Annotated in this window: 11 protein-coding genes and 1 tRNA gene; 10 read left to right on the top strand and 2 right to left on the bottom strand. The window is 39.2% G+C overall.

The features are described 5' to 3' along the window. Positions 1-570 precede the first annotated feature (570 nt). From PALPR_RS05435 to PALPR_RS05395, 9 genes are all read left to right on the top strand, one after another. Positions 571-759 carry a hypothetical protein gene (locus PALPR_RS05435; RefSeq protein WP_013444608.1) on the top strand — a complete coding sequence of 63 codons (189 nt, stop codon included), beginning with the start codon at positions 571-573 and terminating at the stop codon, positions 757-759. A gap of 277 nt (positions 760-1036) precedes the next feature. After that, the gene (locus PALPR_RS05430; protein ID WP_013444607.1) at positions 1037-1573 is read left to right on the top strand and encodes a hypothetical protein; all 537 of its coding nucleotides are present in this window, start codon (positions 1037-1039) and stop codon (positions 1571-1573) included. Positions 1574-1899: 326 nt separating this feature from the next. Further along, on the top strand, positions 1900-11316 hold the full coding sequence (locus tag PALPR_RS05420) for a tail fiber domain-containing protein (protein WP_013444606.1): 9417 nt from the start codon (positions 1900-1902) through the stop codon (positions 11314-11316). Between the two features lie 54 nt (positions 11317-11370). Beyond that, complete coding sequence (locus PALPR_RS05415; protein WP_013444605.1) at positions 11371-12798, top strand: thioredoxin-like domain-containing protein; 1428 nt, start codon at positions 11371-11373, stop codon at positions 12796-12798. A gap of 11 nt (positions 12799-12809) precedes the next feature. After that, a complete protein-coding gene (locus tag PALPR_RS05410; protein ID WP_013444604.1) occupies positions 12810-13667 on the top strand; it encodes a hypothetical protein in 858 nt (285 codons plus the stop codon). 369 nt (positions 13668-14036) lie between these two features. Continuing rightward, entirely contained in the window at positions 14037-14219 is a 183-nt protein-coding gene (locus tag PALPR_RS16155) for an OmpH family outer membrane protein (RefSeq protein WP_083807181.1), read from the top strand. A gap of 288 nt (positions 14220-14507) precedes the next feature. Then, positions 14508-16523: a T9SS type B sorting domain-containing protein gene (locus PALPR_RS15325; RefSeq protein WP_013444603.1), complete on the top strand. Its 2016-nt coding sequence runs from the start codon at positions 14508-14510 to the stop codon at positions 16521-16523. An 81-nt stretch (positions 16524-16604) separates the two neighbouring features. Beyond that, the gene (locus tag PALPR_RS05400) at positions 16605-17567 is read left to right on the top strand and encodes a PorP/SprF family type IX secretion system membrane protein (RefSeq protein ID WP_013444602.1); all 963 of its coding nucleotides are present in this window, start codon (positions 16605-16607) and stop codon (positions 17565-17567) included. A 31-nt stretch (positions 17568-17598) separates the two neighbouring features. Further along, the gene (locus PALPR_RS05395) at positions 17599-19935 is read left to right on the top strand and encodes an OmpA family protein (protein WP_013444601.1); all 2337 of its coding nucleotides are present in this window, start codon (positions 17599-17601) and stop codon (positions 19933-19935) included. 532 nt (positions 19936-20467) lie between these two features. On the opposite strand, the gene PALPR_RS05385 is transcribed toward PALPR_RS05395, so the two are convergent. Continuing rightward, positions 20468-20540 (bottom strand) — tRNA-Lys (locus tag PALPR_RS05385). A 96-nt stretch (positions 20541-20636) separates the two neighbouring features. After that, complete coding sequence (locus PALPR_RS15320; protein WP_013444599.1) at positions 20637-21383, bottom strand: DUF5715 family protein; 747 nt, start codon at positions 21381-21383, stop codon at positions 20637-20639. Positions 21384-21591: 208 nt separating this feature from the next. On the opposite strand from PALPR_RS15320, the gene PALPR_RS05375 reads away from it, so the two are divergent. Next, on the top strand, positions 21592-22494 hold the full coding sequence (locus tag PALPR_RS05375; protein ID WP_013444598.1) for a nucleotidyltransferase family protein: 903 nt from the start codon (positions 21592-21594) through the stop codon (positions 22492-22494). Position 22495 lies beyond the last annotated feature (1 nt).

The following is a 22495-nucleotide window of genomic DNA, read 5'->3' as shown; positions in this document are numbered from 1 at the left end:
ATTGAACGTGTTAATAAATTGAAAAGTGTCCTATTTATTATGACGTAATAAGTATGCGGTCTGTAGATATATCGCAAGCTTTATTATTTGAAAGAGCTATTAAGACTCTGTTTTTTATTGATCTTAATTGTCGGTATTAAGTGGAAATAAATAAAGTCGGCTATTTAATGTTCAAGGGTAAGAACAAAAGTAAAATAAATATATTGTCTGTTTGCCTGAAAAACTTTAATATTTAGATACTCTCAAGCTTTAGCCATAAAATCTTTTTATTTGATGACTAAGTTCGAAAAACCGGTATTTGCATTTGTTTGTCTCTTTTTGTCTTATATTATCATTTAGCCCTTTTAAATAAAGGTGAATATTGAAGATTATATGAATATGAAGTTTTATTCATATTTGTAAAATGAAATTAAAACAGTGATAGTGATTTTGTGTGTCAAAGGGTATCCATGATTAAATATGGATTAACTATAATTATTTTAAATGATCATACTTGCGGTACCTCTTTGTAAATGATAAAATTGATATAAGAGCATTTTTTCTTATGATCGATTAATAACAAAAGATGATATGTTTAATTTTATTCTATCAGGTTTAAGAATGTTTGTTTTTACGCCGGTTATGTTTGTATTAGCTGTTTTAGGAATTTTGATTTGCATATTTCAAGATGTAGTATTATTTATTGCTAAAACCATTTGGAATCTGATAAAAGCAAAACAGAAAAAAGATAATTCTAATAAGGCAGTGCACTTAACGTAGCAGTCAATGAAGATTGATACTTTTTAGAGTGATTTATTTACAAATGAATATTTTGGTTTTATTAATTATTCCAACGGTTCTTTGGACTGTCTCTATAATCTTTACATTTCAATTTTTGGGAGATTATTTCTATTTGCTAATTGAAAAAGTGAAACAACAATTCCATTGAATTTAATTCATATTCAACTTATGAATATTGATGAATATAATATTTATAATGTTTTACGCTGATTATTATTTTGTCGACAAGGTAAAGTTAATATTAAAATTCTAGTATATGTACAAATATCTTCCAATAGCTCAGAATGTTCAAGAAATGATGATAATGTTAAAATCATTGCCAGCGTACACATTGCTTTTTGATTACAGAAGTAATTTAATAGATATGAATGAATCAGCAAAACATTTATTCAGAGTAGAATGTGTACAGGAGTTTAATGAAAGAAAAGAGCAAATTTTTTCTACGCCTGATTATATTAAAACAATTGTTCTTGAATTAAAGCGAGGAAAGACTGTACGAAATGCAAGGACGCTATTTATACACGCTGATAACAGTATTTCAATTGTGGAATTATGTGCATGTATGATAAGTGGTAAACCGGATTACTATTTATTTCAACTATTTGAACTTTCTCCTATAACTAATTCAAGTATTGGGTCATATAAATCAGATGCAAGTGCAAACATCCTTGAGGATAGTGTTGGTAATAATGAAAGTATAATTTCAACAGAGACTGTCTTAAATAATTCAAAAAGCATTCTAGAACCACGCAGAACCCGAAGCTCCAAAAGAACGTACAAGCAAAAGATATAGGCTTAACAATCTGATATAGCCAAAAGAAATATAGAGAACTAACAGAAATAAAGGTGGCTGTTTGTAATCTTTTGGAGCTTAATGTGATTATCATGTGGGTAGCAATTGCTATTAACGAAACGATAATCTCAGTCCATGTAATACTGCGACGAATAAAGGGAAAGCAGAAGTCAAATACTAAAATAGAGATTGAATTACAGGAAAGCAATCGAACATTGAAAGAAGGCGCTAATTCAATGATACCATAAATAATGTATCATTGAATAATTGATATTTGTCTAAATTCCACATGAATAGTTTAACATCATAATTATACTAGACTCAAAATGATTTATAAAGTTTTAAAAGAGCGACATTTCTTTTTGTTAATGATTGCGTTGGGATCTTTTGTTCTACCTGTGTCTGCTCAGAACAAGATTGGAAATAATCCGACTGTAATTCAAGATGGATCTTTGCTTGAATTGGAAAGTATGACAAAGGGATTGCGCATTTCAAGAATTGTGCTTGACGATATAAATTCATGGAGTCCTTTGGATGGCTCTCCTGTGAGTGGAATGTTAGTGTTCAATGAGAAAGGTGAAGCCCCTAAAGGGTTATATTATTGGGATATAGTAAGCTCTCGTTGGGTTAGGGTGGTAAATACGGCGGAATTAACTTCGCTCATAGCTGGTTCAACTCAAGTTTCAAATACAATTACAGGGAATAGTCTTGTTACGACTGTAAATGGTGTGACATCTTTAGGTGAGGATATTATTAAGAATAACAATTTATCTGTTGTAAACGGAATTCTTATTTCCACTATAAACGGGGTTGCAAGTTCTCCGGGTATACCATTATTAGTGTCTGCAGATAACGGGCTTACTCATATTAATGGTAATGTTCAGTTAGGAGGATTATTAACAAAACCAACAACCATAGAAACTTCTCAGACAAATACTTTGTCGGTTACAGGATTGCAAACAGGCGATGCAAAAGCAGACAATTTGTTGGTTGTTGCTCCCGGAACAGGTTTGCTCCGTGAAATAAGTGCCTCAGCACTAAGCCGAGAGAAGCTATCCGCAGGGACAGGTTTGACGGGTTTGGATTTTGATGGAAGTGCAGCTAAGACCTGGTCGGTAGACGATACTAAGATTCCCTATCTTCCAAGCGGATTTTCTTCGGGTTATCTGAAATATAACGGAACGAACTGGTTGTTTGATACCAGTAGTTACATCACATCCATCAACGGGTTAGCTAATACAAACCAGACGATATCAACAGGTACTAGTGGAACCGATTTTAATGTACAGTCATCAGGAAGTACTCACACCTTTAATCTGCCAGATGCCTCTTCAGGTCAACGAGGAGCATTGACTTCTACAGACTGGAAAACATTTAACGATAAAGTAGGGTCAGTAAGTGCAGGAAGCAGCAAAGTAGTTATCGGCGGAACAAGTACTGCCCCAACAGTAGATGTAAATACATCCGATTTAGGTACTGTTACTCTTCAGACCGGTGTCACGGGCACAGATGTAAATGTAGGCGGTTTACCTGCGAATCTAGGTGGGACTCTTACCTTGAATATCCCTTTAGCTTCGGCGAGCAACACAGGAAAATTATCCAATACCGATTGGACAACTTTCAATGATAAAATCGGTTCAGTAACCGCCAGCACTCCAGCCGCAGTATCCACCAGTGGAACTACTGCTACTATTCTAAATACCGATGCTTATTGGAATGCAAATCAGATAAACAGCGGTTCAGTTCCAGTATCGGCATCTTACATAGCCACCAATGCTGCTGGTCAGTTAGTTGGAGCAACCACTCCTGTAACTACTATCACAGGAACCACTGATCAGGTGATAGCTTCTTCTTCGACAGGAGATGTAACACTCAGTTTGCCTCAAAGTATAGCAACAACAAGCAGCCCCACTTTCAGTGGTCTTACCGTTAGCGGTCTAAATTCCAAAGGATTGGTTACCAATAATAGCACAGGCGTATTAAGCACCACTACCGGCACCGGTTTTGTGACAATAAATGGGAGTGGAGACGTGGTTTACGATAACTCCAATTACCTGAAGAACAATGAGAGTATTACTTTTACAGCTTCGGGAGATATTACAGGAACCGCATCAGGTATCACATCCTTATCACCTGCACTAACCATAGGATCGAATGCCGTAACCTATTCCAAATTACAACAGGTGGCTGCCTCTTCTTTGGTAGGTAATGCTACGGGTTCATCAGCTAATGCACAAAATATCACATTAGGAACAGGCCTTAGCTTTTCAGGTTCAAATCTTGAAACTTTCAACATCCCAAATTCTTCGTTGATCAATAGTAAGGTAACCGTTAATGGTACAGATATAGCCTTAGGATCAAGTGGAACGATAACAGCTGTAAGTCCGAATAAGTTATCTGCAGGAACAGGATTAACAGGTTCCGATTTTGATGGAAGTGCAGCTAGGACCTGGTCGGTAGATGATACGAAAATACCCTATCTTCCAAGCGGATTTTCTTCGGGTTATCTGAAATATAACGGAACGAACTGGTTGTTTGATACCAGTAGTTATATCACATCCATCAACGGGTTAACTAATGCAAACCAGACGATATCAACAGGTACTAATGGAACCGATTTTAATGTACAGTCATTAGGAAGTACTCACACCTTTAATCTGCCAGATGCCTCTTCCAGTCAACGAGGCGCATTGACTTCTACAGACTGGACCACTTTTAATGATAAGATCGGTTCAGTAACAGCCAGTACTCCTGGCGCTGTATCCACCAGTGGTACAACTGCTACTATTCAGAATACCGCAGCTTACTGGAATGCAAATCAGATAAACAGCGGTTCAGTACCATTATCAATGTCTTACATAGCTACTAATGCCACTGGTCAGTTAGTTGGAGCAACCACTCCTGTAACTACTATCACAGGCACTACAGATCAGGTGATAGCTTCCTCTTCGACAGGAGATGTAACACTCAGTTTGCCTCAAAGTATAGCCACAACAAGCAGCCCCACTTTCAGTGGTCTTACCGTTAGCGGTCTAAATGCCAAAGGATTGGTTAGCAATAGTAGCACAGGCGTATTAAGCACCACTACCGGCACCGGTTTTGTGACAATAAATGGGAGTGGAGACGTGGTTTACGATAACTCCGCCTACCTGAAGAACAATGAGAGTATTACTTTTGCAGCTTCGGGAGATATTACAGGGAGCACATCGGGTACCACATCTTTATCACCGGCATTAACCATAGGATCGAATGCCGTAACCTATTCCAAATTACAACAGGTGGCTGCCTCTTCTTTGGTAGGTAATGCTACGGGTTCATCAGCTGATGCACAAAATATCACTTTGGGAACAGGCCTTGGCTTTTCAGGCTCAAGTCTTGAAACTTCCAACATCCCAAATTCTTCGTTGGTCAATAGTAAGGTAACCGTGAATGGTACAGATATAGCTTTAGGATCGAGTGGAACGATAACAGCAGTCAGTCCGAATAAGTTATCCGCAGGGACAGGCTTGACAGGTTCCGATTTTGACGGAAGTGCAGCTCGGACGTGGACGGTAGATGATACGAAAGTACCCTATCTTCCAAGCGGATTTTCTTCAGGTTATTTAAAATATAACGGAACGAACTGGTTGTTTGATACCAGTAGTTATATCACATCCATCAACGGGTTAACTAATGCCAGTCAGACAATCTCAACGGGTACTAGTGGAACCGATTTTAATGTACAGTCATCAGGAAGTACTCACACCTTTAATCTGCCAGATGCCTCTTCCAGTCAACGAGGCGCATTGATTTCTACAGACTGGAAAACATTTAATGATAAAATAGGTTCGGTAACCGGCAGCACTCCTGCCGCTGTATCCACCAGTGGAACGACTGCCACTATTCTAAACACCGGTGCTTATTGGAATGCAAATCAGATAAACAGCGGTTCAGTCCCAGCATCAGCATCTTATATAGCCACCAATACTAATGGTCAGTTAGTTGGAGCAACCACTCCTGTAACTACTATCACAGGAACCACTGATCAAGTGATAGCTTCATCTTCGACAGGAGATGTAACACTCAGTTTGCCTCAAAGTATAGCTTCAACAAGCAGCCCCACATTCAGTGGTCTTACCGTTAGCGGTCTAAATTCCAAAGGATTGGTTACCAATAGCAGCGCAGGTGTATTAAGCACCACTACGGGAACCGGTTTTGTGACAATAAATGGAAGTGGAGATGTTGTTTACGATAACTCCGCCTACCTGAAGAACAATGAGAGTATTACTTTTACAGCTTCGGGAGATATTACCGGAACCGCATCAGGCACAACAGCTTTATCGCCAGCACTGACTATAGGCTCGAATGCCGTAACCTATTCCAAACTACAACAGGTGGCTGGTTCTTCTTTGATAGGTAATGCTACGGGTTCATTGGCTAATGCACAAAATATCACATTAGGAACGGGCCTTAGCTTTTCAGGTTCAAGTATTGAAACGTCCAACATCCCAAATTCTTCTTTGGTCAATAGTAAGGTAACCGTGAATGGTACAGATATAGCTTTAGGATCGAGTGGAACGATAACAGCAGTAAGTCCGAATAAGTTATCCGCAGGGACAGGCTTGACAGGTTCCGATTTTGATGGAAGTGCAGCCCAAACGTGGACGGTTACCCCGGCAACCAACAGCACTTTAGGAGGTGTTATAGTCGGTACGGGACTTTCGGCTGCATCCGGCACTATAAGTGTGAATACCAGTCAAAATATTACCAATTTATCTAATCTAACTGCTGGAATTGTTCATAGTAATGCTTCAGGAAATCTTTCCAGTTCGTCAGTTAATCTTGCATCGGGTGACGTGACCGGAATTTTACCGGTAGCTAACGGTGGTACGGGAGTAAATAGTTTAACCGGTAATGGAATCCTTTACGGTAATGGAATAGGAGCAGTGCAGGCTACATCAGCCGGAACAAACGGTTATGTCCTTATTTCTACAGGAACAGCTGCACCGGCATGGAAGGATCCTACCACTTTACCCAATATTTATACTGCCAATGGAACGTTGACAGCTAACCGTACGGTTACACAAGCAAACTATGCTCTTGATTTTACGAACTCAAAGACATCCGGAAGTGCATTTGACGTTACTGGTACGGGAGCATACACCGGTACAGGATTGTTCAATGTCACTGCCAATTCGGCAACTACCGGAACTTTGGCTAATATATCTTCATCTTCTTTGACTGAAGGAACGGGATTAAGTATAACTTCGTCAAGTAGCTCTTTGAATTCTACAAACGGTCTGCTTTATGTGGCTAACGCTTCTGCAAGTACCGATGGTACTGTGGGGCGCATTCAATCGAATAGTACTTCCGGTTCAGGGTTAACTGTAATGGCAAATGGCAAAGTGGGAATAGGTACTTCGGCTCCGGTAGCTACTTTACACAATACCGGTTCTACGGTTTTAGGATTCAATGTGGTAAATAACTCAGATCCGACATTTATTCCGGGTAATAGTGATCCTGTGGATAACTATTCGGGTTTAGTGATTGTGCAGGATACATACGATGTCGCTATAACCTTACCTGCGCCTACAGATAAAACACCGGGTCGTTTGTTTACAATAGCCAACTCAGGTACTTCTACGAATTACGTATCAGTTAAATCCTGTACATTGCCTATTGGAATGTCGGTAACGCTTGTTTGGGATGGAAACCAATGGACGGAATCATTGGCCTCTCCTATTACTATTGTGAATGGATCTAATCTTTTCTCTACAGGACTTCCAGGTACAGGTTCCGGAGTAACAGGTAGTCTTTCATCCAACTTCTTTGGTGAAAAAGCAGGCCAAAATGCTACAGGAGCTTCTTACTCCAACTTTTTAGGTAACGGAGCCGGAGCAGATGCAACGAGTGCTTCTTCATCCAACTTCTTAGGCCAAAATGCTGGTTTAGGGGCTATCAGTGCAAGTTTCTCAAATTTCATAGGAGAAGGAGCCGGATATTATGCAAATTTGGCTCGTAATTCCAATTTTATAGGGCAAAACGCAGGGTACAATGCTTCATCTGCTCAGTATAGTACATTAATTGGATATAATGTTGGAAATGATGGTCTTTCGGGCAACCACATTGGTAAGAATAATATTATTATAGGTACCAATATTACTTTACCGGCTACTACTGAGAACAGTATTAATATTGGTGGAGTATTGTTTGGCAAGAATACTTATTCTTCAGCATCAGGAAATCCATCAACAGCTGCTTCAAATAATGGAAGTATAGGTATCGGAGTTGCCAGTCCAGCAGCACGTTTACACCTGCCTGCAGGTGGTGCAGCGAGTGGTATGGCTCCTTTGAAGTTTACGACCAGTGCTAATAAAGTTGCAGTACTTGAAGAAGGAGCCATGGAGTATGCTAATAGTCATCTATATTTTACCACTGCAACAGAACGCCTACAGCTCGATTATCCTATTGCGTCGGCAATGCCATTGAATGGACTCACTGATGCTAAAGCTAATAATTCTATCAATAATGGCAACTTTACCCAAACATGGAACTGGAACGCTGCCACATCGGGAAACCTTTTCTCTTTAGCGAATAGCAATGCAGCACATACAGGTAGCTTGTTTTCATTATCTTCTTCTACTACTACAGGGACAGTACAATCAATAGCCGGAAATAGCTTATCAAGTGGTAATTTGCTTTCAGTAAGTTCGTCAAGTTCTGCATTGAACTCATCTACTAAGGGTCTATTATATGTTGCAAATACAGGTCTGTCAACCAGTGGTTTGTTGGCTCGTTTTGCTGCAAATACAAATCCGGGATCTGGATTGACAATCAAAACTGACGGAAATGTCGGGATTGGTACTGATAATCCGCAATCAGCATTGGACATCAAAGGAGATATGCAATTAATCAATGCATCTTCCGAATCAGTGCGCTTACAAGCTCCGGCATCGCTAAGTAGTTATACACTAATTCTACCTGAAAATCAGGGTCAAAGTGGACAGTTGCTTGTTAATGATGGTACGGGTGCGTTAAGTTGGGCAAGTGGATTAACCAATGGACTGGCTGCGGGACGGATGTTTGTCGGAAATGCTTCAGGAATAGCTACAGCTGTTTTGATGGATGGAGATGCAACGCTGGACAATAATGGAATACTAACGCTGAAAGATGTAAATCCTAATTCCGGATCATACGGATCGGTTGCTGCTATTCCTCAGTTTACAGTGGATGCTACAGGTCGAATCACTGCTGCTGCATCTGTATCGACTGCCGGAATTCCTGTTGGGGGAGATGTTTCCGGTACAGTGAGCGCAGTTACTGTAAATAAATTGAAAGGTAATTCTCTTCTTTTCTCTTCTCTGACAGATGGAGATCTATTAAAATACACATCTAGCGGGTGGGTCAACTGGACTCCTAATTATATTGCCCGAACAGCCTTATCGGCCACTACACCTTTGACATACAACAATGCGACAGGTGTCTTTGCTATCTCGCAAGCAACAAATAGTACGAATGGATATTTGTCTTCTAATGATTGGACTACCTTTAATAACAAGCAAAATGCCATTGCACTTACCACTACAGGAACAGGGGGAGCAGCAACTTTTTCTGGAGGTACACTGAATATCCCTAACTATACATATACTTTGCCCACTGCCACAGCTTCTGTGAAGGGTGGTGTAACCGTTGGTGCCGGACTTCAAATGACCGGAGATGTTATTAGTACTGTCAATAACGGAACCGTTACAACCGTTTCGTCGGGAAATCTGACCCCACTCTTTAGTACATCGGTAGCTAATGCCGGTTCTACACCAACGATCTCTTATACTTTGACCAATGCAGGTGCCAATACGCTGTTTGGAAATAATACAGGTTCTTCTGCAGCTCCTTCTTATTTCCAGTCATCTGCACTTCCCGTTGGGGGAGATATCTCAGGTACTTTAGGAGCGACCAATGTTGATAAATTGAAAGGAACTGCCATTTCTATTACGAGCCTTAGTGCAAATAACATATTAAAGTACGACGGAAGTAACTGGGTGAACTGGACACCAAACTTTCTGACATTATCAGCTTTGTCAGCCACAGCACCTATCACTTACGACAGTGGAACAGGTGCGATAGGAATAACGCAGGCAACCAACAGTACTGATGGATATTTGTCATCCGGCAACTGGACTACGTTTAACAATAAAGTAACTTCAGTTGGAGCTGGTAGTACAAAAGTTACAATAGGTGGAACAACAACAGAACCGACGATAGATGTAAATACGGCCAATCTGGGAAGTATCACGCTGGCTACAGGAACTACGGGAGTCGATGTGAATGTATCTGGTTCGCCGGCTAGTCTTGGAGGAACACTTACCCTGAACATCCCCGATGCAGGTACATCTGCCCGTGGGGTAGTCAATACCGGAGCCCAAACTTTTGCAGGAGCAAAAACATTCAATTCGGCCATTACAGCTCCAACTTCAGGTAATACGATGAATGGTTTAATTGTAAACTCGGGTGCTCTTTCGGGAATAACAGGCTACGCACAAGCTTCAGGAAATTTTGCAATAAGCGGATCTGGTACTTTCAGTACGGGAACAGGAAACATTTCCCTGAATGGAAATACCACTTTAGCGGCAGGAAAAACATTGGCATTTACCGATGCTTCAAATTCATATTCTACATCTTTTACAGCAGGTTCACAGTCGGCGAATATCAGTTACACACTCCCCACAGCAGGCCCTACTGTGAATGGACAGGTACTATCAGGTACTACTGCAGGAGCATTGAGCTGGACAACGCCGACTACTTATGTGAATGTTATTGGCACCATCGATAGTCAGACTAAAGCTGCCAACGGTGCAGTAATTTCTGGGAACAGTCTCTATATGCAAACAGCTGATGCTTCTTCAGCTGGATTGGTTTCGGCAACAACTCAAACTTTTGCAGGAGCAAAAACCTTTTCATCAACAGTGACTTCTACTGGTTTTGTCAAATCAGGAGGTACTTCCGCTCAGTTTCTAAAAGCGGATGGCAGTGTGGATGCAGCTACTTATTTAACTACTGCTGCTGCAGCCGGTGCATATCTTCCTCTTTCTGGAGGAACCTTAACAGGAGCCTTAAGTGGAACAACTGCAACCTTTTCCGGTATAGTTAAATCTGGAACTGGAGCTGGATTTCAAAGTGCAGGATATGTTGCCAATGCCGCAAATAATATTTGGTGTTTTGCATCTGCCACACCTTATGGCATGTCATACTACCAAGGGACGGCATTAGTTGGAGTTGGAGATGCAATAGGGTTTCATTTTGGAAATCAAGCGGCTCCTGTATTTTATGTTAATGCCACAGGAAATGCAGTAGTTTCAGGTTCAATTACAGCAGGGGGAAATGTTACCGCCTATTCAGATATTCGCCTCAAAAAGAATATCCAGACTTTACCCAACGTATCTGAAAGCCTACGTAAAATTAATGCAGTAGAATTCGACCGTAAAGATATAAAGATACATCAATTAGGTTTTATAGCTCAAAATGTGCAGCAATATTTCCCAGATTTAGTTACGATTGCCAAAGACAGTATGTCTACACTATCGCTCAATTATCAGGCTATGACGGCTCCATTGTTGAAAGGGTGGCAGGAACATGATGCCGTCATTATTTCACAACAAGCCGAAATAGAAGCGCAACATCAGGAAATTGATTTGTTGAAAAAAGAAATTGAATTCCTTAAAATAAATCAGGAGGAATTAAAGAAATTAATAACCAATAAAAAATAAGGAAACGTACATTGACTTTTCAAACCTTGAAAATGTCAATTAAAGGTAATGCGCATGAAATTTAAAATTCTAGTTATCTCTCTGCTGGCAGTAGTATTCCAACTAAACGCGCAGACCAGAGATATAACCATTACGGTACATATACGTGGAGTGTGGAATAGTAAAATAAGCCTTCTGGCTTTGTCTGGACCCAATGCAGGTAAACCCATTGCCGAATTGTCACCTGTTAAAAGTAATGAGTCTGCCATAGTTACTGTGGCTAAGGACCAGTTGCCGGGTGAATTTGTGATTCGTTTCGACTATAAAGATAAAGAAACAAGCACGCCATATCCTTCAGAAAAGCACATTTTTGCTTACTCGCAGAACCTTGAATTATTTGTCAATCCTCCTTTCTGCAACAATATGGACAGCACGTGGTTTCAAAAAGGTGAAATAGAAAATACCGTCTATGCTGACTTCAGCAAAGAGAATTTCAAACAAAAGGAGAAACTGGGGGTATTGCAGAATTTTCTGATGAGTTACGACGATACCCACTCCACCCTTTATCGCACAGGCATAACAGAATACGAAAAAAGGCGCACGAATTACAACCGATGGATTGAAAAACAAATAGCACAGCATAAAAAAACTTTTGTCAGCAAGGCTTTCAAATTTCAATATGTGCCAGCGATGGAATGGGAAGATAGTTTGGTTGACAGAGTAAACGGTATGATAGCGCATTATTTTGATGGAATAGATTTTAAGGATACACTTATTTTGAAGACCTCCGACATGATTCAGTGGATGAACAAATATGTAAATATCTATGGCGCCATGTCCACTACTCCGGCGTTGCGCGATTCGCTGCTTTCAGTAGCCGCCACAATAGCGATTGATAAAGCCCGCGTAGGCGGTAATCCTTTTGTATATGGTTGGATGGTCGATTATTTTTACAATGGTTTTGAAGCCAATAATATCCCGGTCGGTATTAAAGCGTTGCAACCTTACCTCGACGACCCAAGCTGTTATACCAACAAAAAGCAACAAATTGAAAAGCGGCTTAATGGCATAAAGAAACTGGTGGTTGGTAGCCCGGCACCGGATTTTAATATTATAAACGATGCCGGCACAAATACACAATTTTCTACTTATTCCACTACCTGCCGATATAAACTAGTATTGTTTTGGTCAGCTGGGTGCGACCATTGCAAGGAGCTAATCAAGAACCTATATCCGTGGTATCAGCAAATATCAAATAAAAAAGCGGTAGAAATTTTTGCTCTTGGCATTGATGATACCGAAGCAGATATCAAACTCTGGGATAAAGTGCACACTTTGCTCAAAGGTTGGAAACATATGCTTCTCAAAGGTGGTATCAACAGTAAAGTAGCCAATGCTTATTTTATTCTGTCTACTCCCGTGATGGTACTGGTCGATGCTCAAACAAACAAAATCGTTGCCTTACCCGAAAGTGTGGAACAACTGGAAACTGCAATGAAATAAAAATGAAGAAAATGAAAAAGAAGCTTGTTTTTTTATACTTGTCACTGATGTTTTCAACTGTCAGGGGCCAATATCCAGCTGCGCTTCCCTCATCGGGGGCTATAAGTGTAAAAGCAATTTCTGACTGGATGCTGACAGCAGGAGAGATTACTGCAGGGACTTATTCCATTTCCGATCTAAATAATAAATCTCATTTAACTGATAAAACAGCCCCTTATAGTTTGAGTGACTGGTATGGTTATGGAGCTATCCCTTTTACATCCTGTGGAAATAGTTTCTCTGTAGCTCATTATGCCGGTAGCGTATCTCCTGTTAGCAAGTTAATTACTTACACAACTGTTAGCACGAACGTATCAGGCACAACAAAATGCTGGATCACTCAGAACCTTGGAGCTGAGCATTCAGCTACTTCCGTCAATGATGCAACAGCAGCATCTGGTGGTTGGTATTGGCAGTTTAACCGAGCACAAGGGATTAAAGTGGGAGATGATGGCATCATCACTCCAACAAGCTGGTACACATCCATTACTGAAAATAGTGATTGGACAGCTGCTAATGATCCATGTACCCTGTTATTGGGATCAGGGTGGCGAATGCCAACTTATTCGGAATGGGTAACAGTGGGTAACAATGCGGCGTTTGGCTCGACTGCTCTAAGTTATACCAGTGTATTAAAATTGCATGGAGCTGGATTTAGTTATAGTGGATCAACATTTGTCTTAACGAACCGGGGTTATAATCTTTCCACTTGGTCTTCAACTCAAGCTGACGCTACAACAGGTTGGGAAGCGAGTGATCAAGGGAGTCATCAACCACTTCTTTATAATGTACCTAAAGGATGTGCCATGCCGTTGCGTTGTCTGAAATAATAGTTAATGGTAAAATCAAAATAGTTAATCGGCAACTAAGGAAAAAGCAATAGAACAACACAAAAAAATATAGGGTTTAGAGAGGTTTAATTCGTTAATGTTTTTACAGCGATTCGTAACTCGTTGCACCCAATGGCAAACACAACGTCAGCACAAAGTTAATTTTTGATAGTAACGATACATAAAACAGAATGAACCTGTTGAAATTATGTTGAAGAAAAAGTAAAGACAACTCCATTGACAAACAAAAAAATAATCAGATGAAGAAATTAGTATTACTCGTATTGGTGTTGTTCTCAGCACATGTTTTCAGTCAAAAAGTAGCTTACCTCTCAATGGCAGGAAAAACGGACAACTTACGATAAATTAATACAGACTCAATATAATCAGGATATTCAACCGTTGCTCAATAAAGTAAACAGGGTAATAACCGATTATGCGAAGGCAAACAACTTGTCGGCGGTTTATAGTTTTGAACAACTCCGAAATGCTCTAATATACATAGATACAAAACTGAATATCACGCAGGTGATTGTGAAGAAACTGAAATGATTCAGGAGTAAGTAGTGTATACCAATGATTATTTTGATACTATGAATATCAGGATTCTAAATTTAGATTGTGGTTTTCTGTTTCTTAAAAGTGGAATAGGCGTAGGATGCTCTTCTACAAACAAGAGTTATTTAGTCTCAAAGTAGCGCTTTGTTTTGGCAGACAATAACATAACAAAGCGTAGGAATGATAAAATACTTTTATTCTACTCGGAAAGGTGTTTTGTTCTGAATTTTCGGTCAATCGTTTGGTTTGCATCAACTGAATGCTATCAATAATAAAATGATTATGAATTATAAAAAAATAGTTAGGAGCATATTCTTGTTGCTGGTTCTCACCTCGGTAAGAGGACAAGCGCAAACAATAGAACAGAATAAAGTGAATAACTGGATATACCCCGACGCACAGAAGTATATAGGTATGGATTTTATCAATACATCTACGGGCGTGTTCATAAATAATGGCGCTGTGTGGTATAGTCATAATTTTACAAATAACGGGAAGGTTGATTTTGTAACAAATTTAGCTACTAGCCCGGCTTTGAGCCAGTTTTCCGGCAGTAATACACAACATATCTCCGGTTCCGGTTCTACGCGTTTCTACGGTTTGTTTTTAGGTAGTGATTTGGTTGATAATGCATTTAGTCTGGAGCAAAATATCAGTGTTGCCAATAGCGTCAATTTTGTAAAGGGGATTGTCGTCGCATCACAACCTTCGTCCGAAACAATGACCAATATGCTACTGCTGGAAAACGGAGCAGGCTGGATTAATGCTTCTGACATGAGCCATGTAGATGGTTTTGTGAGTAAAGCGGGAAATTCTTCATTTGTTTTTCCAATAGGTGATGGAGGCTATTTTCGTCCTGCATCAATTTCCGCTCCTGCGTCTGTCACTGATTGTTTTGCCGCTCGCTATATCTTCGGAGATCCCGATAAGGCTGGTTTTCTGCGTACTCAACGAGATAATCAGGCTATACATATTAGTAGCAAGGAGTATTGGATACTGAATCGTACTTCTGGAAGTGCAGATGTACAACTTACGCTTAGTTGGGATGTCACCAAAACAAGTGCGTCCATGCCGTCCGAACTCAATAAGATCAGAATTGTACGTTGGGATGGTAGTAAATGGATAACAGAGAATAGTGTGTCTACCACGGGTAATTTTACTACAGGTACCATAACAGCCAATGTGACGGGTTATGGGGCTTTCACATTGGCGACATACAGTGTTGTTTCGGTAGCTATAAATGACAGTGTGGCTAATTGGGAGGATGAACCTGTAAGCGGCAATGTATTGGCAAATGATTCGGTGTTTAATGGAAATAAACTCACTCTTACAGGTTTTAGTGTTGGAGGCGTAATCGGCCAACCGGGATCGACCATAACGCTGCCTGATGTGGGGTCAATAACTATGGCTGCTAATGGAGATTACACGTTTACTCCAGCCTTGAATTATTTTGGAACAGTTCCAGTAATTAGCTATACGGCTATAGATACCGATAAGAATTTAGCAGGCGCCAATTTAATTATTGTTGTGCACCCGTTACCAGAAATCAGCAAAACGTCTTCAAAACCTGTTTTCAATCATGATGGATCCTATAGTTGGAAATATACGATATCTCTCTATAATGATACACAGACAAAGATTGATTCGATTCAGGTGGAAGATAACCTGGATGATGTGTTTAAGGACAAAAACTGTACTTACTCAGTCACAAGCTTGTTGGCTTCCGGTAAGCTGACAGCAAATGGATCTTATAATGGCTCTACCATTCTCAAAATGCTGCTTCCCGGTGCATCGTTGGATGTGAATGCACGTGATTCAATAAAAATGGAGGTAAAAGTTTTCCCAAGTGATCTTCAGACCGATACATTATTACTGTCCAATCAGGCATTTTTTTCAGGTCAGACCTTAGTTAATAGCAAAGAACCCATCTACTTTAAAGATATTCGTACCGATGAGAATTCGACCACAAGTGTTGCAGAACCCACTATAACTGCTATGCCTGTAGCTACACTATTCATTCCGGATGGTTTTTCACCTAATGGAGATGGCATAAACGACAAATTTATAATTACCCATACAGCGTCCACTAAGATTGATTTGGAAGTTTATAACCGTTGGGGAATACTGGTATATAAGAGTAGCGATTATCAAAATGATTGGGATGGGACAGGAATGGGGACTTTTTTGGGAAAAGAATTAATAAGCGGCACCTATTATTGTGTATACAAACAAATTAAAATAGCTACGGGTGAAGTTGTTAATAGAAATGTGAAATATATAAGCTTAAGGCGCCCGTAATCAATGAGGAGTACCGAACGATGAATGACAAATAGTCAACTACCAACAGACCGATAACTATTAATAATGAATTGTAAAATAATGAATTACATATATATATCTTACTTCCAGGATAAGTTAAGGCTATCGAAAATCATATTTATACTTAGTTCCTGTTTATTGTTTTTGGGCAATTCGCTCCAGGCTCAACAGGAACCCATGTATTCGCAATACATGTTCAATATGATAAACCTGAACCCGGCTTATGCAGGTAATTTTGGAGGTGATAACATAACACTTTTATACCGCATGCAGTGGGTTGGTGTTGACGGCGCACCAAAAACAGGGACTTTGTCCTGGGATAGGCGAAGTGTTGACAGCAATGTTGGCTATGGACTTCAGGTTTATAACGATAAATTAGGAATTGAAACAACTACCGGTATTCAGGCATTTTACTCCTATAGGCTTAAATTAGCATACTCAACTCTTACTTTTGGATTAAGTGGTGGGGCTTTAAACTATCAGGCAGCTTATTCAAAAGCAGTTACCTCAAGCCCAGATGATCCATTATTTGCTCAAGATATTAATATTATCTTACCTACCGTGGGGTTCGGAATGTTATTAAATGCAGACAGGATGTATTTAGGATTCTCCATTCCGGCTCTTTTAAAAACTAAAGTTGACATAGATAACACATTACATTCTACCTCTGCTAATAACCACTATTTCTTTACGGGAGGATATATTTTTGATGTCTCAAGTGAAATAAAGTTGAAACCATCGGTTCTGCTCAAAGCTGTTCAAGGATCGGCTCCGGCTTTCGATTTCAATATGAATGCTTGGTTTCAAAATAGTCTTGGATTTGGTGTCAGTTATCGACCGGGTAATGCTGTAGTGGGTTTATTTGAAATTCAATTATCGCCTACGCTCAGGCTCGGATATGCCTATGATTACACGATCTCAAGCCTCAAAACATATAATGTCGGAGGATCTCACGAGCTAATGCTAAGATATGAGTTTAATTTGCCGAAATATAGACCGGTTCTGTCTCCTAGATATTACTAACAATATAAATTTCTAAAAAGTATACACTGAAATGAATCATAAAAGTAGATATTCAATATTGATGATGACTATTATCCTGTTGCTGACATGGATAAATACGATTTTTAGCCAAAACACCAAACCTAAAACGAGTCGTTCAAAAGCAATAGAAATGTTGCAGCGTGCTGATGCTCAATATAACAATTCAAGCTATTCTGTTGCGGCTAAAGACTATGAAGAGTACTTAATTCAGGATGGGAGTCATCCGGAGACTGTACTTTCCAAGTTAGCTGATTGTTATTATCAAATGAGAGCCAATGACAACGCTTTGAGGGTTTATAAATTATTATTTAAGAATGGAAAGGAAGGGGCAACTGAGCTCCAAAAGATTCGGGTTGGAGAATTATATGCCCGGCATGGAATGTACCAACAGGCAGCAGATTGGCTGAAAGATGTGAAAGGTTACAGCGCAAAAGCTAGTGTGTACAACAGTGCCATAAGCCTTGATTCATTAAAAAAGGATTCGTTGAATTGGAAAATAGGATTTTTAAATGTTAACACTCCTTATCGCGATTATTCCCCTGTTTTGATAGACAGTGTATTGTTTTTTACCAGTAATAAGCCTTTGTCTGTAAAAAAGCAAGTCTCGCTTTGGGACAATTTTTGCTATACAAGTTTGCATAAAGTCGAATTGAATAAAATCAAATCAGAACCAATTGGTGCTCCCATTGCCGGCTCGTTTCTTGCGAAAAAGGAAACTAAAGGAGTTTTATCAAAATCTGTTGCCCCACAGTATGAAGGTGCTGATGCTAAGGACATGGAGTCCGAATTATATTTTATGACGGATCGGCGGTATATGTGGAACGAGAGCAAGGATACGTTGGGCTCTGTGGTGAAAGGATTAGAGAAAATTGATTTTAATGTAACCGGCATTGCTTTGGACAATAATTCACGGGTATATTTTTCTGCCAATTATTCGCAAAACAGGAAAAGTATAAATCGTGTTCGTTTAATGGAAGGGATGTATGCTTCAAATAGAATCACTAATATACGGCCTCTTCCATTCGGTGACAATAAATCATATTCAGTTATGTTACCAACTGTAAATGAGGACGGGAGTGTTCTTGTATTTTGTAGTGATATGCCGAAAGGAAAGGGTAAAATGGATTTGTATTTTTCTATCCGCAACGCCAAAACACATAAATGGAGTAATCCCGAAGCATTCAGTTCCAACATAAATACGGTGGGGAACGAAGTTTTTCCAACTATCACTTCCGATGGCTATTTATATTTTAGCAGTGATGCCAGACCAGGACTGGGAGGTTTGGATATTTACAGAATACCTCTTGAAGATGCTATTAAAGGCAGTGGGGAACCGGAACATTTAAGTTATCCGATAAACAGTTCGGCCGACGATTTTGGTTGGACGCAGGATAATGCAGGTAAAAGAGGTTTCTTCTCCTCTGATAGACTTGATAACGACGATAATTTATATAGTTTTAGCTATAAAGATATATACCTTCAGATGAGCAATATCGAAGGAAAAGTTGTTGATATGTATACTCACAATCCGATTGAAGGAGCAACAGTTTTTATGTTGAACGATAGAACAGCTAAGGTTATTGCTACTCAAACAGATAGTAAAGGTATGTATCATTTTGTAACCTCATCTGTAGATAAGGTAATATTGAAGGCGATGAAAGAAGGGATGACAAACGACTGTATTGAGTCAGGCGGAATAATACCGATTCAGGAAATGGATGTAGCAACAAGGTCTGTTCAGGATATGATGTTGGAGAAACAAAGAACTTATACTAAGCCAAACGATTATACTAAGAAGGGTGTTAAATCTATCGATGTGACTTCCGGAGCTATGAAAGATTTAATCTCAAATAAACAGGAGCTTGAGGTTAATGATAGATGGAAGCTTAACAATATACATTACAACTTTAATAAATGGGATATTCGACCGGATGCAACACCAACTTTAGACAGCTTAATCACACTACTCAAAATATATCCAATCAAAATTGAGTTGGGATCATACACAGATAGCCGCGGAACATCTCAATACAATGACACTCTGTCGCAAAAAAGAGCTGAGTCGGTGGTTGCATATCTCGTAAAACACGGTATTGATCGAAACAGACTAATAGCAGTTGGTCATGGTGAGCGTAATATACTGAATCGTTGTATCGATGGAGTTTCATGTAGTGAAAATGAACATCAGGTAAATAGACGCACGGAAGTAAAGGTAATAAGCAATGGAAATTTACTGAAACTTCGAAATACTGAAATTGACCTTAATAAATTCAAAAAAGGTGAGCAGATCAATAAGAGCAATTTTCCTGTAGACTTCTTTTATAACTTTAAAAGAAATACACCATAAAAGGACAGTATTATTTCATACAATACTAACCAAAGTCATGAGCATAGAGCGAAACATCGATTTCTAATACAATTCCCTAACAAAGGATTGAACGTTGATTTGTATCTTTTTTATATCCTTGAACTGGCAAATATATCTAAAGATACTGCGGTTGTATATGCAGACGGAATAAGTTTGGATGATTTATTGTTGCAAAGTTTTATCCTGTCATATAAAGGAGATTCCAAAGAGATGATAATTCGGAATGATAATGAAAATTACTGTGTTCAATTCGGGGCATTCCGTACCGGAGGACGATCGTAACAGTTGGCTGATAAAATCCAATCAATTATATCTGTTCCAATTATTGTCATTGAAGAAGGGTTCTATTTCAAAATCAGAACTCCATACAGTACCAATAGGAATGATGCCATTGAAATAGCAGCTATTATTCAAGCAACAGGTATCTTGAATGGTAAATAAAGTCCTTAGTGTGTGCATAAATAAAAAGCACTTACATGTTTTTATATGTAAGTGCTTAATTATCATTTTGTGACCCAGGTGGGGCTCGAACCCACGACCCACAGATTAAGAGTCTGTTGCTCTACCAGCTGAGCTACTAAGTCATTTTTTAAAAGAAAAGGAGAACCTGTTGTTCTACTTTCGGGGTGCAAAGTTAATGAAAAAAATCCTTTTGCGTAACTTCTGACAAAGAAATATAGTTAATTCTTATTGTCTATTGATTTGCAGACTACTACGGTGAGGTGAAAGCATGATTGCTTGCGCTCACGAACCGCAAGGAACTTGCATTCCTGTCTCATTTCCACCAGAACTTTGGTAAGTGTTTGTACAGCTTCATAGCTACTTTCTATGGTGTCCTTTTGGGTGTTATAAAAGTTCTTATAGGATATATCTACTGTAGTTCCATATAAATGAGCCGAATGGGCAGTTGCATTTGTATTTCGGTGGCTCAGCTTATTTTGTGTTTCTTCGGTTCTAAGCAACGAGGTGATTCTAAAGCGATATATGTTATATTTTTTCTCGGCCAGCCGTTGTTGAAATCTGTATCCTATTTCATTTAGCATGTCAATGGCTTCAGGAATGAGGTATGGTTGCGAATGAGTCAGCGATTTGAGTTGATAATACGGAGTTTCCACTACTTCAAACAGAATAAGGTTGTTCTTTAAACTGTCCAGCTTTAAAAGGAATTCTTCGTTTGTGGCAAATGTTCTTTTTAAGCCGTTTTTTTGAGCATGTATTAGGTGTATGTCATTCAGATCGTTTAGCTTGTTGCTAGGAGAAATGGGTGCATTTGCATACTTTACATGGTCGCAAAGGGTAGAAACGCCCGGGGTGTATTTGTTTTTAGACTTGTGCTTATATATTATTGTTGATATTATTCCACTACAAATGATTAAAACTATGCCTGTTAATAATGTTTGATTTCTTTTTCTGCTTCTTTTCAACATAAACGCTATTCTTTCCTGCAAAGATAAGGTTTTTGCCCAAAATTTCCAGAGAGAATTGCTAAAATATTAAACCGTTTTTTATGATTCTACTTTTTCCAAAAAAACATTTTTTTTCTAATTTATAATAGTTCATAAAATGCAGCTTGAATATTCTTCAATTCAAAACAATTAATTAACTTTGCGCCTCTAAATCTAAAAAAAGAGTAATATGAAACCAACGTTATTTGTACTGGCAGCAGGTATGGGAAGTCGCTATGGAGGTCTGAAACAATTAGATGGACTTGGCCCTAATGGTGAAACTATCATGGATTATTCGATTTACGATGCAATCAAAGCCGGATTCGGAAAGATTGTATTTGTTATCCGTGGAAGTTTTGAAAAAGACTTTAGAGCTGTTGTTATTGACAAATTCAAAGATTTAATTGAAACAGATGTTGTATTTCAGGAGATTGATAAAGTTCCTGAAGGTTGTACTTATATTCCGGAAAGAGAAAAGCCATGGGGCACAAACCATGCTGTGTTGATGGGAAAAGATGCAATTCATGAGCCATTTGCAGTGATAAATGCCGACGATTTTTATGGTCAGGAGTCTTTTGCTATCTTGGCAGATTTTCTGCGAAGTGTAGAAGGAAAGAAAAATGAATACTGCATGATAGGCTATCGTGTAGGAAATACTTTGTCGGAAAGTGGAGCTGTGAGCCGTGGAGTTTGCGTTGTAGATGAAAACCAACTTCTGAAAAACGTAGTAGAGCGCACTCACATTGAAGAGAAAAGCGGCACGATAAATTATGTGGATGAGAATGGAAAAGAAGTCGCAATTGTTGCTACTACACCTGTATCAATGAATATGTGGGGCTTTACACCTGATTATTTCGATTATTCGTTGGAATACTTTAAAGAGTTTTTAGCTACCGAAGGTCAGAAACTAAAATCTGAGTTTTATATTCCTCTGGCCGTAAACAATTTGATAGTGGAAGGTAAAGTTACTTGTAAAGTGCTTGATACTCCGTCAAAATGGTTTGGTGTAACGTATGCTGAAGATCGCCCGCAAGTAGTTATTAAGATTAACGAATTGATCAGGAACGGTGTGTATCCGAAAAAATTGTTTTAAT

The organism is Paludibacter propionicigenes WB4, from assembly GCF_000183135.1.
Taxonomy (GTDB): domain Bacteria; phylum Bacteroidota; class Bacteroidia; order Bacteroidales; family Paludibacteraceae; genus Paludibacter; species Paludibacter propionicigenes.
The sequence above is the reverse complement of the archived record's forward strand: the minus strand, read 5'-3'. Positions and strand labels throughout refer to the sequence as shown.

Coding starts and splice junctions, on each gene's coding strand:
- PALPR_RS05415 (WP_013444605.1), top strand. CDS start 11,371: ATGAAATTTAAAATTCTAGTTATCTCTCTGCTGGCAGTAGTATTCCAA.
- PALPR_RS05395 (WP_013444601.1), top strand. CDS start 17,599: ATGAATCATAAAAGTAGATATTCAATATTGATGATGACTATTATCCTG.
- PALPR_RS05430 (WP_013444607.1), top strand. CDS start 1,037: ATGTACAAATATCTTCCAATAGCTCAGAATGTTCAAGAAATGATGATA.
- PALPR_RS05420 (WP_013444606.1), top strand. CDS start 1,900: ATGATTTATAAAGTTTTAAAAGAGCGACATTTCTTTTTGTTAATGATT.
- PALPR_RS05375 (WP_013444598.1), top strand. CDS start 21,592: ATGAAACCAACGTTATTTGTACTGGCAGCAGGTATGGGAAGTCGCTAT.
- PALPR_RS15325 (WP_013444603.1), top strand. CDS start 14,508: ATGAATTATAAAAAAATAGTTAGGAGCATATTCTTGTTGCTGGTTCTC.
- PALPR_RS15320 (WP_013444599.1), bottom strand. CDS start 21,383: ATGTTGAAAAGAAGCAGAAAAAGAAATCAAACATTATTAACAGGCATA.
- PALPR_RS05435 (WP_013444608.1), top strand. CDS start 571: ATGTTTAATTTTATTCTATCAGGTTTAAGAATGTTTGTTTTTACGCCG.
- PALPR_RS05400 (WP_013444602.1), top strand. CDS start 16,605: ATGAATTACATATATATATCTTACTTCCAGGATAAGTTAAGGCTATCG.
- PALPR_RS05410 (WP_013444604.1), top strand. CDS start 12,810: ATGAAAAAGAAGCTTGTTTTTTTATACTTGTCACTGATGTTTTCAACT.